Below are 12,937 nucleotides of genomic sequence, written 5' to 3'. Positions count from 1 at the left end.
AATCTATAAACGGGTTGTCAAATGGCAACCCGTTTGTTATAAAAGCCATTCCACTTCTCCAAAACCAAATAAATTATCAATCAGGTCTACTGTAAACAGTTGCCCGCTTTCTGTTACCTCTTTGATAGTGGTTGAGAAAACAATGTTTCCTTTTTTTAGTTGCACAGCTTGATTTCTTTTAAAAAGGCGTTCATTATAGCGCTGTAAAATTTTTTCAAAAGGTTGTGTCAGCAGTTGTTTGAATGAATCCAACACTGCCAGGTGCAATTGCTGTGCTAACACAGTTATATCAAAGTCCTGCCCCGTTATTTGTTTTAATGAGATGGCTTTGTTGAGGTCATTTTCGAATATATCCTGGTTGATATTAATGCCAATTCCTGCAACCGAATATTTCCAGTATGCACCCGAACGTGTACTGGTTTCATTTTTTTTACTGGTTAGGCCATGCCCGATCACATTTTCGATTAAAATACCCCCTGCCTTTCTGTCACGCCAGTAAATATCATTTGGCCATTTAATAGTCGTTTCATCTCCGGCGAATGAACCAAAAAAATCAACACAGGCCAATGCAATTGCGGCCGATAACTTAAATTGTTCATGAATATGCAGCTCAGAAGCGTCGGTTATGATACTAACGGCGATGTTTTCTCCGTTACCCGTGTGCCATTTTTTTCCACGCTGTCCTTTTCCGCCGGTTTGGTTAAATGAAAAGTACGCATCGCCGTGTTTCGCCAAACCTGCGTGAACTTTTGCCATGGCATAGTTGTTGGTGCTGTCAACCGAATCTAAAATAATAAAGGAAGGTTTGGTTACTGGCATCATACGACGATTGGTAAACAATTAGTACTTTTGTTATAATTGCAAGCTACATGCAGGCAACCGTAAAACAAAACATTCTTAGAATCGTCTACAAATATTATACATGGTAATACATGTAATAGTTAATTAAAACAGCATATAATTTGAACAATCTTACATTATTGGCCAACAGAAAAAAAAGCTCCGTTACCCGGCTTACCAAAAACAGTAAAATTTTAAAAACAATCATTCACGCCATACAGGAAAAAAAAGGTGAAAATATTGTAAGCCTGGACCTTCGTAAAATACCCGAAGCTGTTGCCGATTTTTTTATTATCTGCGAAGCTACCAATAACACCCAATTAAAAGCTATTGCCGACTTTATAGAAGAAGATGTAAAATTAAAATGCGGCGAACCTCCTTACAAACACGAGGGGCGGCAGGCACAGCAGTGGATATTGATTGACTATGTAAATGTAGTAGTGCATGTAATGCTGCCCGAACCAAGAAAATTTTACCGGCTGGAAGAAATGTGGAGCGATGCCGCAGTAACAGAACACAACGATTAAACCATCATAAGGCTATTTTTACAGGTAGCAATAAAATAAATACTGAAGCATAAAAACATGGCAGAAGATAAAAAACCTTTACCAAAGAGGAAATTCAACCCGGATAATATACCACCAATTGGCGATGATCAGCAGAAAAACAAAAACCGTTTTAATATTTACTGGGTGTATGGCCTTGTATTTGCCGGCATTTTGGCTTACAATGCTTACAGGGGCTTTGGTATATTAGGAGCTGAAACCAACCAGATTAAATTTACCGAACTGGTAAAGCAGGGGGATGTAGAAAGCATTAAAACCATCCGCAATAAAAAAATTGTACGGGTTTTTATTAAGAAAGACAGCTTGCTTAAAAAGCAGGATGTTTACCGTCCTATCATGGGTAAACAGTATGATGCAGATAATGCCGCTAAGGTAGCCGGGCCACAGTTGTTTTTTCCCATAGTTGATGAAAAAACCTTTGCATCGCAGATGCAGGATTTTTATAAAAAGTATCCGAATATTTCGGAAATCCCTGATTCTCCGGATGATGAAGGTGAGTTTTTTGGCCAGCTGGTAACTACGCTTTTACCTATTTTACTAATAGGATTATTGTTTGTAATGATGATGCGTAAAGTAGGCGGACCAGGCGGTGGCAGCGGCGGACCGGGTGGTATTTTCAATATCGGTAAGTCAAAGGCTACCTTGTTCGACAAGGCATCCAGGGTAAATATCAACTTTGGTGATGTGGCAGGTCTGGATGAAGCGAAAGTGGAAGTGATGGAGATAGTTGACTTCTTAAAAAATCCTAAAAAATATACTGCACTGGGTGGTAAAATTCCGAAAGGCGCTTTGCTGATTGGCCCTCCCGGTACCGGTAAAACATTGCTGGCAAAAGCAGTAGCAGGCGAGGCCCAGGTGCCTTTCTTCAGCTTAAGTGGTAGTGATTTTGTGGAAATGTTTGTAGGTGTTGGTGCAAGCCGCGTAAGAGATTTATTTAAACAGGCGAGAGAAAAAGCACCCTGCATTATTTTTATTGATGAAATTGATGCCATTGGCCGTGCGAGGGGTAAAAATATGATGATGAGCAACGATGAAAGGGAAAATACCCTGAACCAGTTGCTGGTGGAAATGGACGGTTTTGGCACAGACTTAGGCATTATTATTTTAGCCGCTACCAACAGACCGGATGTATTGGATACGGCCCTGCTTCGTCCGGGTCGTTTCGATCGCCAGATAACCATTGATAAACCGGATATGGTGGGCAGGGAAGCCATCTTCAAAGTGCATCTGGCGCCAATCAAAATATCTACCACTTTGGATATTTATAAACTGGCTGAACAAACTCCTGGTTTTGCCGGTGCGGATATTGCCAACGTTTGCAACGAAGCTGCCTTAATTGCAGCCCGTAAAAATAAAGAAGCGGTGGACATGAGCGATTTCCAGGATGCCATTGACAGGGTGATTGGCGGATTGGAAAAGAAAAACAAAATTATCTCTCCGGAAGAAAAGGAAATTATAGCTTACCATGAAGCAGGTCACGCTATTTGCGGCTGGTTCCTGGAACATGCTTATCCTTTATTAAAAGTAACGGTGGTTCCCCGTGGTTCTGCTGCATTAGGATATGCCCAGTACACGCCTAAAGAACAATACCTGTATAACACAGACCAGTTAATGGACCAGATTTGTATGACGCTGGGCGGACGTGCAAGTGAGGATATTTTCTTCGGAAAAATCAGCACCGGCGCAAGCAATGACCTGCAGCAAATTACCAAGATTGCCTATAGCATGATCACTGTGTATGGTATGAATGATAAGGTGGGTAACATCAGCTACTACGATCCAAACCAGGAAAATACTTTTACCAAACCCTTCAGCGAAGAAACAGGCAAAATGATTGATGAAGAAGTACGTAAGCTCATTACCCTGGCGTATGTAAGGACCAAAGAATTGTTGTTGCTTAAAAAAGCCGAGGTAGAATTACTGGCTAAAGAGCTCTTAAAAAAAGAAGTGCTGTTTAAAAGTGATGTGGAAGCTTTAATTGGCAAAAGACCTTACGAAGAAAAAAAGGCGCTGGATATTAAACCTGAAGATACCGTTTCAGAAGAGCCGCCAACAGCATTACCTGAGGAATTAAAAAATCCGCCACAAATTTAAAAAGCGTATGGCTAATTCAACAGCAAAAGAAAATATCTTAAACAAAATAAAGCAGGCACTGGATCATCCAGTGCCTTTGCCTTTTGTATTAGATGAGCCTGATGCGTCGCTTTATGAAATTGCCCGCGAAGAGCTGGAGATTATTTTTGCCGAAAACTTTGCCAAACTGCAAGGCAAATTCATTTTTTGTGCCGATGAAAAAGAACTGCATCTGAAGTTACATCAATTAATCAGCAGCCGGGAATGGATGAAAATTTACTGCAACGAAAACCAATGGAATGCACTTTACAGCAACACCATTAATCTTGAAAGCTGCAATGCTTCTATCACCGGCTGCGAGTGCCTGGTGGCCAGGACGGGAACAATCGTGATGAGTGCGGCACAGCAAAGCGGCCGTACAGTCAGCGTGTATGCTCCCATACACATTTGCATTGCATATACAAGCCAGCTGGTGTATGATATAAAAGATGCGTTGCAAGTGGTGAAAGAAAAACATTCCACCATCCCCTCATTAATAACTTTTGCCAGCGGCCCAAGCCGTACGGCGGATATCGAAAAGACCCTTGTTACAGGCGTCCATGGGCCCAAAGAAGTATATTTGTTTTTGGTAGATACAACAACAGTAAATCCATAATCTTCGTTAATCAAGCGGCCATTGAACTAATAAAGAACAACAATGAATTTACTCCCCAATAAAAAAATATACTTCCTGTCCGATTTCCATTTGGGTACTCCCAACCCTGCGGCAAGTTTGCTAAGAGAAAAAAAAATTATTCAATTCTTAGAAAGCATAAAACATGATGCACAGGAAATCTTTATCGTAGGAGATATGTTTGATTTTTGGTTTGAATACAAATATGTTGTGCCAAGGGGCTATACAAGGATACTGGGTAAACTGGCCGAGCTGACCGACGGGGGCATGAAGATTCATTTTTTTGTTGGCAACCACGATATGTGGATGCGGGATTACTTTCAAACAGAATTAAATATTCCTGTTTATTACGAACCGGCGCAATTTGAATTCAACGGAAAAAAATTCCTGGTAGGTCATGGTGACGGTCAGGGCCCGGGTGATCATGGCTATAAATTTTTAAAGAAAGTTTTCCGTAATCCTTTTTGCCAGTGGGCATTTGGAGTTTTGCCGCCATTTTTTGGGCTGGGCATCGCCAATTATTTTTCTCAAAAAAGCAGGGAGCAGGCAAACAAAAAAGAAGAAGTATTTTTAGGTGAGGAGAATGAATGGCTGATTATTTATGCCAAGGAAGTATTGCAAAAAGAACATATAGATTATTTTATTTTTGGGCACAGGCACCTGCCGATCGATTTTTTGTTAAAAGACAACAGCCGCTATATCAATTTAGGAGAATGGATCAACTTTGACAGTTACGCCGTTTTTGACGGAGCAACTACCACACTAAAATATTTTAACAAATGATGCAGGTTAAAAAATTAATGTTGTTTTTTTTCTGCACCAGTGTGGCTTTAGCGGCTGTTGCCCAAAATGATTCTTCGTTTACATTAACCAAATCTTATCCCGGCACATTCTCGTATTTCACCATCGATAATCTCGATAATATTTATCTGCTCAGCAATAACAACCAACTGAAAAAAATCAGTCCCAATGGTGATTCTGCGTTGTTCAACGATGTGCGGCGGTACGGAAAATTATTTTCTATCGATGCCACCAATCCCTTAAAAGTGCTGTTGTATTACAAAAACTTTTCTACGGTAGTTGTGCTGGACAGGTTCCTGAATGTGCGCAACACCATCAACCTGCGGCAGCAAAATATATTTAAAGTAAAAGCCATCGCAGCATCGTACGATAACAATATCTGGCTGTTTGATGAAGGCGATGCTACACTTAAAAAGATAGACGATAACGGATCAGTATTGATGACTTCGGTAGATTTTAGAAATATATTCGACAGTGTTCCTTCGCCGGATCAAATCACCGACCGTGATAAATTTCTTTACTTATACGACTCTGCAAAAGGGTTTTATACATTTGATTACTACGGTTCTTTCAAAACCAGGATTCCGTTTTTAGGCTGGACCAGTACGGATGTAATCGCCAATACATTATATGGTTTCAGCGATCATCTATTGCACCAATACAAACCAGGTTCTTTAAATTTAAAAGATTATACCCTGCCTGTTTCTTTTCAAAATGCGCTGCAAATTAAGGCCGGTAATAACAAGTTGTTTGTGTTACAAAAAGACGGGCTGCAGCAATTTTCACTAAAATAATAGCCCTCATTTAGTATTTTTATAGTATGGATTTTTTAGACAAGGTTTATTTCGACAATACGCTCCGTAGTTACCTGGTAGTAGGCAGCACCATCCTGCTGGTGTTGCTTTTAAAACGTTATTTATCGCGGTATTTGGTGTCCTTAATTTTCCGGCTCGTAAAACGGATTTGGAAAACGGTGAGTAAAGAAAGTTTTGTTAACCTTGTCGTAGGGCCATTTGAATGGTTTTTATTGTTGCTCATTTCGGTATTTGCGATCGACAAATTAAATTTTCCCAACATTCTGTTGTACACCTTGTACGGACATACAACAGCGGATATTATAGCCCGGATAGGTACCGGCATCATCATCGCATCGTTCATACTGCTTGTATTGAGGCTGATAGATTTTATTGCTTTTGTGCTGGAAGAAAGAGCCAACCTTACGCCCGATGCAAGGGATAACCAGCTGGTTGTTTTTCTAAGGGATTTTTTAAAAGTAATTGTTGGTATCATAGGCATACTGCTGATTATAAAAGCTTGCTTCAACCAGCCTTTGGGCAACCTGTTAACCGGGCTAAGTATTGTAGGTGCCGCACTGGCGCTGGGCGCAAAGGAAAGTCTGGAAAATCTAATCGCCTCATTCATCATCTTTTTTGATAAACCTTTTTTTACAGGCGATACCGTTAAAGTGAACAACATTATAGGCAGAGTTGAAAAAATTGGATTGCGCAGCACGAGAATATTAACCGGTGATAAAACCATTGTTACAATGCCTAACAAGCAAATGGTAGATTCCATCGTAGACAACTGGAGTATGCGGACCCAGCGACGGGCAGAAATTATTCTGGAATTGTCTGTAAAAACAAGCGTTGTAAAAGCGGAGATTATACTTGCTGGTATAAAGAAAATATTGGATGACAAAAAAACACAACTGCTTTCTTATTCCGTTTTCTTTAGAGACCTCAGTAAAAACGGAATTACAATCAACACTGAATATTTTACTGATGCCATTGTTTTGAGTGAGTTTGATACACTAAAACAAACCATCAATCTGCAGACAAAAAAATTGTTGGAAGATAATGGTGTTGAGTTTTCCGGCGAGCCAGGTACGATTGTTATAAATAATGACCGAAAACAATAGTAATACCAGGCAACCAATGCCTTATAAATTTGCCTTCAGTTCATTCAAAAAATCTTTCATCTTTTTAAGTGCAGCTATGGCTGTAAATTTTTCATCGGCCTTTTTATTGTTTTTTATAAACTCCTTGGCGCCTTCCATGGTGTACTTACGCTCCCGCATCAGGTGGTAAATCAGCTGAATATTTTTTATATCCTCCGGCCTGAACAACCTGTCTCCCTTGCCATTTTTCTTTGGCTTCAACACATCAAACTCATTTTCCCAAAGGCGAATGAGCGATTGATTTACCTTAAACATAGCCGCCACTTTGCCGATTGAATAATACATCTTCTGAAACAGAATTTCATCTTCCGGGATATCCAGCAAGTCAACACCGGCACTCATTTCTTTTAAGCTCTTTCTTCCACGGGTTGATTTTTGCTTTACAACAGATACTTCGGCAGGCAGTACAATTACCTTCTCGTTTTTTACAACAGGCTTCTTCTCAGGCAATGGCGGTTGCTCGATATTATCAAAATCAAATGCTATTTGTGTTTGTACTGCCATGTATTAAACGGTATATAAAAATATCCTTTTTTGCTGGTTTTGTATTTGCAGATAAAAGTTTTTTAGTCGAAGCTCTTTGCACTTCCTGTTGCTGCCAGTTTTAACACGCGGTCGTATTGTTCTGCATTCAGGTCGTTATAGAAAAAGTAAACCGGGTCAACTTTTCTTCCGTTAATATGCACTTCGTAATGGCAATGCGGACCTGTACTGGCCCCTGTACTGCCTACCCATCCTATCACTTCTCCGCGTTTCACCCGTTGTCCGTCTCTTGCCTTGATACGTACCATGTGCATGTAGACTGTTTCATATCCATAACCATGGTTGATAATTACATGGTTACCGGTACCTGTTCCTTCTCCTGCTGTTGTAACCGTACCATCACCCGTAGCATAAATGGGAGTTCCCTGGGGAGCTGTAAAATCAAGCCCGTTGTGCATTTTGGGAATACCATAAATCGGGTGAATTCTAAATCCAAAACCACTTGCAATACGGGTAAGATCTTTATTACTGATCGGTTGAATAGCAGGAATACAGGCCAGTTTACTCTCCTGGTTATTGATTAATTTTTCAATGCCGGCATAACTGTTTTCCTGGTACGCAATCCGGGCACTGATATTATTTAAATCGAGGGAAATTGTTTTGCCCAGTTCATCATCACTTATCACATTTACTTTATCCAGCTCTTTTGATTTTTCCTGCAATTTTGCCCTTGCACTATCCGGTACCGGGTTGGCTTCAAAAATAGACCGGTACACTTCATTATCCCTTTTTTCTAACCCTGCCATTTGCTCCTGCAGAGTTTTTACCTTTTCACTCAATACCCTGTAATTGTCTTTCATTATCTCCTCCTTTAACCTCGATTCCTGGTCGGTTGGTTTAGGAATAAATTTAGTATACAACCAGATGATCAGCACGGAACTTACGAGTAAAGCAGAAAGAAATCCAAATATGCGCAGCAGCTTTACCCTGAAGGGAGTAATCAGCTTTTCATAGCGTAGCGTATTGGTGTTATAATAATATTTTATTTTCTTCATGCAAGCCTTACCCTTCCCGGGCTTTAGTACAAAATTTTACAATTTTCTTATGCTAACGAAATGCTGCTGTTATGTGTTGTTTAAATGCCTGCTAAAAAAATTGTATGCTTACTGCTATTATCCGTTGCCAACCTCTATACCAAGGATAAGCTTTTCCTTACCTTTGCGCCACAGTTTTTTTACCGTCTACAAATATAGACGCTTATATTGCAAAAATCAACCCAAAACAGCAGGTTATGATGACGAGTGCACAGATACGCAGTCAATTTCTTGATTTTTTTCAATCAAAGGGACATACCATTGTGCCTTCGGCCCCCATCGTTTTAAAAGATGACCCGACCCTATTGTTTACCAATGCGGGCATGAACCAGTTTAAAGACTATTTTCTGGGCAATAAAAAAGCGCCCTATAACAGGGCTGCGGATACGCAAAAATGTTTGCGGGTAAGTGGCAAGCACAATGACCTGGAAGAAGTAGGCGTAGATACCTATCACCACACTATGTTTGAGATGCTCGGCAACTGGAGCTTTGACGATTATTTTAAAAAAGAAGCCATTGAATGGAGCTGGGAACTGTTAACAGAAGTATACAAGTTAGATAAAGATAAATTGTACGTAACCATTTTTGAAGGCGACGAAAAAGAAGGCCTGCCAAAAGATGAAGAAGCTTACAATGAATGGAAAAAGTATGTAGCTGAAGACCGTATTTTATTAGGCAATAAAAAAGATAATTTTTGGGAGATGGGTGATACCGGTCCATGTGGCCCTTGCACCGAAATACATGTGGATTGCAGAAGCGACAACAAAAGAAAACAGGTAGCAGGCGCAAGTTTGGTAAACAACGATCATCCGCAGGTGATTGAAATTTGGAACAATGTGTTTATTCAGTTTAACCGTAAAAAAGATGGCAGCCTGGAACCATTACCGGCAAAACATGTAGATACCGGGATGGGATTTGAAAGATTGGTAAGAGTGATACAAGGCAAACAAAGTAATTACGATACAGATGTTTTTACGGGAACAATTGCCGAAATAAGTAAAATAGTAAAGAAAGAATATAAAGCTGGTGATGATAAAGAAAGCATTGCGTTCAGGGTTTTAGCTGATCATATACGGGCCATTAGTTTCTGTGTCGCAGACGGACAGTTGCCTTCAAACACAGGCGCAGGCTATGTTATACGGCGCATACTTCGCAGAGCTGTGCGCTATTATTATTCTTACCTGGATTATAAGCAGCCATTGCTGTTTCAGCTGTTGCCTGCAATTGCTACCCAATTTGAAAATGTTTTTCCAGAATTGAATGCACAAAAGGATTTTGTAGCAAGAGTGATTAAAGAAGAGGAAGAGGCATTTTTAAGAACACTGGATAAGGGTTTGAGGAAGATCGAGGAAGCGATGGCACAGTCACAGCAAACGAAAACGATCAACGGCGCTACCGCTTTCGAACTGTTGGATACTTTCGGTTTTCCGATTGATCTTACTATTCTGATTGCAGCAGAAAATAATTTAACAGTAGATGAGGCTGGTTTTAAAACCGAAATGCAGCAACAAAAAAACCGAAGCCGTGCAGCCACTTCTTTAGAAACAGAAGACTGGATAACGCTGATTGATGATGTCAGCAACAAATTTGTTGGCTACGATTCGCTGGAAACAAAGAGCAACATAATCAAGTATAGAAAAGTAACAGCCAAAGGAAAGGAACAATATCAGCTGGTATTGGATACCACACCCTTTTATGCTGAAAGTGGCGGACAGGTGGGCGATACAGGTGTTTTACAATTTGGTGATGAAGCCATCGAAGTAACCAACACTAAAAAAGAAAATGATTTGATCATTCATTTTACAGATAAGCTACCTGCTGCAATTGAAACAGCTGTTACTGCAAAAGTAGATACAGCCAGGAGAAAAGCCATCGCAGTGCATCACAGCGTTACCCATTTAATGCATGCGGCTTTACGTACGGTGCTGGGCAAGCATGTAGCACAAAAAGGAAGTTTGGTAAACAATGATTACCTGCGTTTTGACTTTAGCCATTTTGCCAAAGTAACCAACGAAGAAATTGCTGCGGTAGAAAAAATGGTAAATGAAAAAATCAGGGAAAACATTCCGGTGGTGATAAAATCCATGCACAAGGATGAAGCCGTAGCGCTGGGTGCGATGGCGTTGTTTGGAGAAAAATATGGTGATATTGTGCGGGTAGTGATTATGGACCCGGGGTATAGTATTGAACTTTGCGGCGGTACGCATGTGGGAAGTACGGGCGAGCTCGGTATATTTAAAATACAGCATGAAAGTGCTGTGGCAGCTGGTGTAAGAAGAATTGAAGCCGTTTGTGGTGCAGCAGCAGAATCTTACATAAATGAACAATTTGTTGCACTGGATGAAATTCGTGGGCTGCTGAAAAACTCAAAAGATATTCCGAAATCCATTCAATACCTGCAATCGGAAAACAGCCTGTTGTCCAAACGCATTGAAGGGTTGGAAGCAAGGCAACTGGTAGGTATCCGCAATGAATTATTACAGCAGGATGAAATCATCAACAACGTAACTTTTGTTGGCGCCATCATAGAAGTCAGCAATGCAGATGCGCTTAAAAAATTATGTACTGATCTTAAAAGCCACTTACACGACAGCGTGATAGTGCTTTGCAGCAACATAGACGGTAAAGCATTTGTGGCCATTGGTATCGCAGATACGGTGGTAGCAGCAAAAAACCTGGATGCCACCAGGATCATCAAAGAGCAGGTTGCCGGTTTAATAAAAGGGGGCGGGGGCGGACAAAAAAACCTGGGCACTGCAGGCGGACAGGATGTAAGTAATTTTAAAACCATTATTGAAAAGGTAAAATCCTTATTATAAAAATCAACTTCTTATTTTTTTAACGAAGGGAAGTTGTAATGGCTTCCCTTTTTTATTACATGTCATGAAAATAATTATAGAAACTCCCCGCCTGGTCTTGCGCCAGTTTACCATGGCGGATGCGCCGCTGATACTGGCGCTCAATAGTGCACCAGGTGTGCTGCAGTACATTCATGAACCGGGACTGACGAATGTTCAAGAGGCTGCGGATGTATTGCAAAATATCATCCTGCCTCAATATGCAAATAACCTGGGCCGCTGGGCTGTTCACACCAGGCACAACAACGATTTTATTGGTTGGTGCGGTTTAAAATGGCTGCAATCAACAAATGAAATAGATCTGGGCTATCGCTTTACGCCGCCTCATTGGGGCAAAGGCTATGCTACCGAGGCGGCACAGCATACATTAAACTACGGCCTCCATCAATTGAACCTGCAGGAAATTTTTGGTAAGGCTCACATTGATAATACCGCATCTCAAAACGTACTTGAAAAAATTGGAATGCAGTATGTAAAAGAAATTATGGAAGACAAGGTGCAGGTAAAAGTATATCGTGCCACTGAATCATTATAAAAATTATAGCCGCAATCGGTAAACAAATATCTTTGGTAAAATGATAATTCATGATCAGCTACAATCCTAAAGAGTGGTTTACATTTATATTCCGCTTTCACAAAGCAGATAGCTTTCGCCGGTTGTTCCCCCTGATTATCGGCATCAGTATTTATTCAGGTATTATTGCTTACGTGGAGATGGAATATTTTCAGCTTTCCGCAAATAGCTTTTTAAAAAACATTCCGCTTATGCACAGCCTGCTTGGCTTTGCAATATCCATGCTGCTTGTTTTCAGAACCAACACCGCCTACGATCGCTGGTGGGAAGGCCGCAAACTTTGGGGCAGCCTGGTCAATAACAGCCGTAACCTGGCCATCAAACTTACTGTAATTTTGTCTGAAGAAGATAAGGAGCAACGCCTCTTTTTTAGGAAAATAATTCCGGCCTACGCATATGCCTTGCGCAATCACTTAAAAGCAGAAAAAACAAGAATTGAACTGTTTGAAGAAGATGCCAGGCATCCTATTTTTAAACACATCGATACAGAAAAACACATTCCCAACCAGGTTGCCTTACTTATGTTCAGGCATATTCAGCAATTGTATAAAGAGCAAAAAATTAATGGCGATCAGCTCATCATTCTCAATGCAGAGCTGCAATCTTTTACTGATATCTGCGGTGCTTGCGAACGGATAAAAAACACGCCTATCCCTTTTTCGTACAGCGTATTTATAAAAAAATTCATCTTTTTCTATGTAATGACTCTACCCTTCGGTTATGTATTCAGCCTCGGGTACTACGTAATACCAGTAGTAGCTTTTATCTTTTATGTACTAGCCAGCCTGGAACTGATTGCCGAAGAAATCGAAGATCCGTTTGGCAACGATGAAAATGATGTGCCCACAGATAAAATTGCACTTAATATTCATAAACACATTGCCGAACTGATTTAATTTTTGTAAGGCAATTTTTTGTCCGGGCCAGGATACAGCCATGGTCATCATTGTTGCGTCGCCCTCTTGTACGGCATACCATTTTTGCACCGTAGGAACAGGCTGCGGCATGTTCCTACCCC

At 40.6% G+C, this 12,937-nt stretch carries 12 protein-coding genes; 9 read left to right on the top strand and 3 right to left on the bottom strand.

Features of this window, described 5'->3' with window-relative positions; all coding sequences use genetic code 11:
* Window positions 1–36: 36 nt before the first annotated feature.
* The gene (locus QWZ08_RS21680; RefSeq protein ID WP_290339664.1) at window positions 37–822 is read right to left on the bottom strand and encodes a biotin--[acetyl-CoA-carboxylase] ligase; all 786 of its coding nucleotides are present in this window, start codon (window positions 820–822) and stop codon (window positions 37–39) included.
* 140 nt (window positions 823–962) lie between these two features.
* Between QWZ08_RS21680 and rsfS the strand changes: the two genes are divergently transcribed.
* Genes rsfS through QWZ08_RS21650 form a run of 6 tightly spaced genes read left to right on the top strand, consistent with a single transcriptional unit; the run spans window position 963 to window position 6,871 of the window.
* Window positions 963–1,367 carry a ribosome silencing factor gene (rsfS, locus tag QWZ08_RS21675; protein WP_290339662.1) on the top strand — a complete coding sequence of 135 codons (405 nt, stop codon included), beginning with the start codon at window positions 963–965 and terminating at the stop codon, window positions 1,365–1,367.
* Window positions 1,368–1,424: 57 nt separating this feature from the next.
* The gene (gene ftsH / locus QWZ08_RS21670) at window positions 1,425–3,500 is read left to right on the top strand and encodes an ATP-dependent zinc metalloprotease FtsH (RefSeq protein ID WP_290339661.1); all 2,076 of its coding nucleotides are present in this window, start codon (window positions 1,425–1,427) and stop codon (window positions 3,498–3,500) included.
* A gap of 7 nt (window positions 3,501–3,507) precedes the next feature.
* Window positions 3,508–4,134, top strand: a complete 627-nt coding sequence (locus tag QWZ08_RS21665) for a LutC/YkgG family protein (RefSeq protein ID WP_290339659.1) — start codon at window positions 3,508–3,510, stop codon at window positions 4,132–4,134.
* 42 nt (window positions 4,135–4,176) lie between these two features.
* Window positions 4,177–4,935, top strand: coding sequence for a UDP-2,3-diacylglucosamine diphosphatase (locus QWZ08_RS21660; protein WP_290339658.1), 759 nt, complete (start codon window positions 4,177–4,179; stop codon window positions 4,933–4,935).
* Entirely contained in the window at window positions 4,932–5,747 is an 816-nt protein-coding gene (locus QWZ08_RS21655; protein WP_290339657.1) for a hypothetical protein, read from the top strand. The genes QWZ08_RS21660 and QWZ08_RS21655 overlap by 4 nt, the downstream gene beginning before the upstream one ends.
* 26 nt (window positions 5,748–5,773) lie before the next feature.
* Window positions 5,774–6,871 carry a mechanosensitive ion channel family protein gene (locus QWZ08_RS21650; protein WP_290339656.1) on the top strand — a complete coding sequence of 366 codons (1,098 nt, stop codon included), beginning with the start codon at window positions 5,774–5,776 and terminating at the stop codon, window positions 6,869–6,871.
* Between the two features lie 21 nt (window positions 6,872–6,892).
* Here QWZ08_RS21650 and QWZ08_RS21645 read toward each other — a convergent pair whose 3' ends face one another.
* A complete protein-coding gene (locus QWZ08_RS21645) occupies window positions 6,893–7,414 on the bottom strand; it encodes a MerR family transcriptional regulator (protein ID WP_290339655.1) in 522 nt (173 codons plus the stop codon).
* Between the two features lie 62 nt (window positions 7,415–7,476).
* A complete protein-coding gene (locus QWZ08_RS21640; RefSeq protein WP_290339654.1) occupies window positions 7,477–8,448 on the bottom strand; it encodes a M23 family metallopeptidase in 972 nt (323 codons plus the stop codon).
* Between the two features lie 236 nt (window positions 8,449–8,684).
* Between QWZ08_RS21640 and alaS the strand changes: the two genes are divergently transcribed.
* From alaS to QWZ08_RS21625, 3 genes are all read left to right on the top strand, one after another.
* Window positions 8,685–11,306: an alanine--tRNA ligase gene (gene alaS, locus QWZ08_RS21635; protein ID WP_290339653.1), complete on the top strand. Its 2,622-nt coding sequence runs from the start codon at window positions 8,685–8,687 to the stop codon at window positions 11,304–11,306.
* A gap of 64 nt (window positions 11,307–11,370) precedes the next feature.
* The gene (locus QWZ08_RS21630) at window positions 11,371–11,880 is read left to right on the top strand and encodes a GNAT family N-acetyltransferase (protein WP_290339652.1); all 510 of its coding nucleotides are present in this window, start codon (window positions 11,371–11,373) and stop codon (window positions 11,878–11,880) included.
* A 50-nt stretch (window positions 11,881–11,930) separates the two neighbouring features.
* Window positions 11,931–12,815: a bestrophin family protein gene (locus QWZ08_RS21625; protein WP_290339651.1), complete on the top strand. Its 885-nt coding sequence runs from the start codon at window positions 11,931–11,933 to the stop codon at window positions 12,813–12,815.
* Window positions 12,816–12,937: the final 122 nt, after the last annotated feature.

The sequence above is a fragment of the Ferruginibacter paludis genome, assembly GCF_030409685.1.
In the GTDB taxonomy this organism is placed as follows: domain Bacteria; phylum Bacteroidota; class Bacteroidia; order Chitinophagales; family Chitinophagaceae; genus Ferruginibacter; species Ferruginibacter paludis.
This window is presented reverse-complemented; position numbering and strand designations above follow the sequence as displayed.

Coding starts and splice junctions, on each gene's coding strand:
- ftsH (WP_290339661.1), top strand. CDS start 1,425: ATGGCAGAAGATAAAAAACCTTTACCAAAGAGGAAATTCAACCCGGAT.
- QWZ08_RS21680 (WP_290339664.1), bottom strand. CDS start 822: ATGATGCCAGTAACCAAACCTTCCTTTATTATTTTAGATTCGGTTGAC.
- QWZ08_RS21625 (WP_290339651.1), top strand. CDS start 11,931: ATGATCAGCTACAATCCTAAAGAGTGGTTTACATTTATATTCCGCTTT.
- QWZ08_RS21655 (WP_290339657.1), top strand. CDS start 4,932: ATGATGCAGGTTAAAAAATTAATGTTGTTTTTTTTCTGCACCAGTGTG.
- QWZ08_RS21645 (WP_290339655.1), bottom strand. CDS start 7,414: ATGGCAGTACAAACACAAATAGCATTTGATTTTGATAATATCGAGCAA.
- QWZ08_RS21665 (WP_290339659.1), top strand. CDS start 3,508: ATGGCTAATTCAACAGCAAAAGAAAATATCTTAAACAAAATAAAGCAG.
- QWZ08_RS21640 (WP_290339654.1), bottom strand. CDS start 8,448: ATGAAGAAAATAAAATATTATTATAACACCAATACGCTACGCTATGAA.
- QWZ08_RS21650 (WP_290339656.1), top strand. CDS start 5,774: ATGGATTTTTTAGACAAGGTTTATTTCGACAATACGCTCCGTAGTTAC.
- alaS (WP_290339653.1), top strand. CDS start 8,685: ATGATGACGAGTGCACAGATACGCAGTCAATTTCTTGATTTTTTTCAA.
- QWZ08_RS21660 (WP_290339658.1), top strand. CDS start 4,177: ATGAATTTACTCCCCAATAAAAAAATATACTTCCTGTCCGATTTCCAT.
- QWZ08_RS21630 (WP_290339652.1), top strand. CDS start 11,371: ATGAAAATAATTATAGAAACTCCCCGCCTGGTCTTGCGCCAGTTTACC.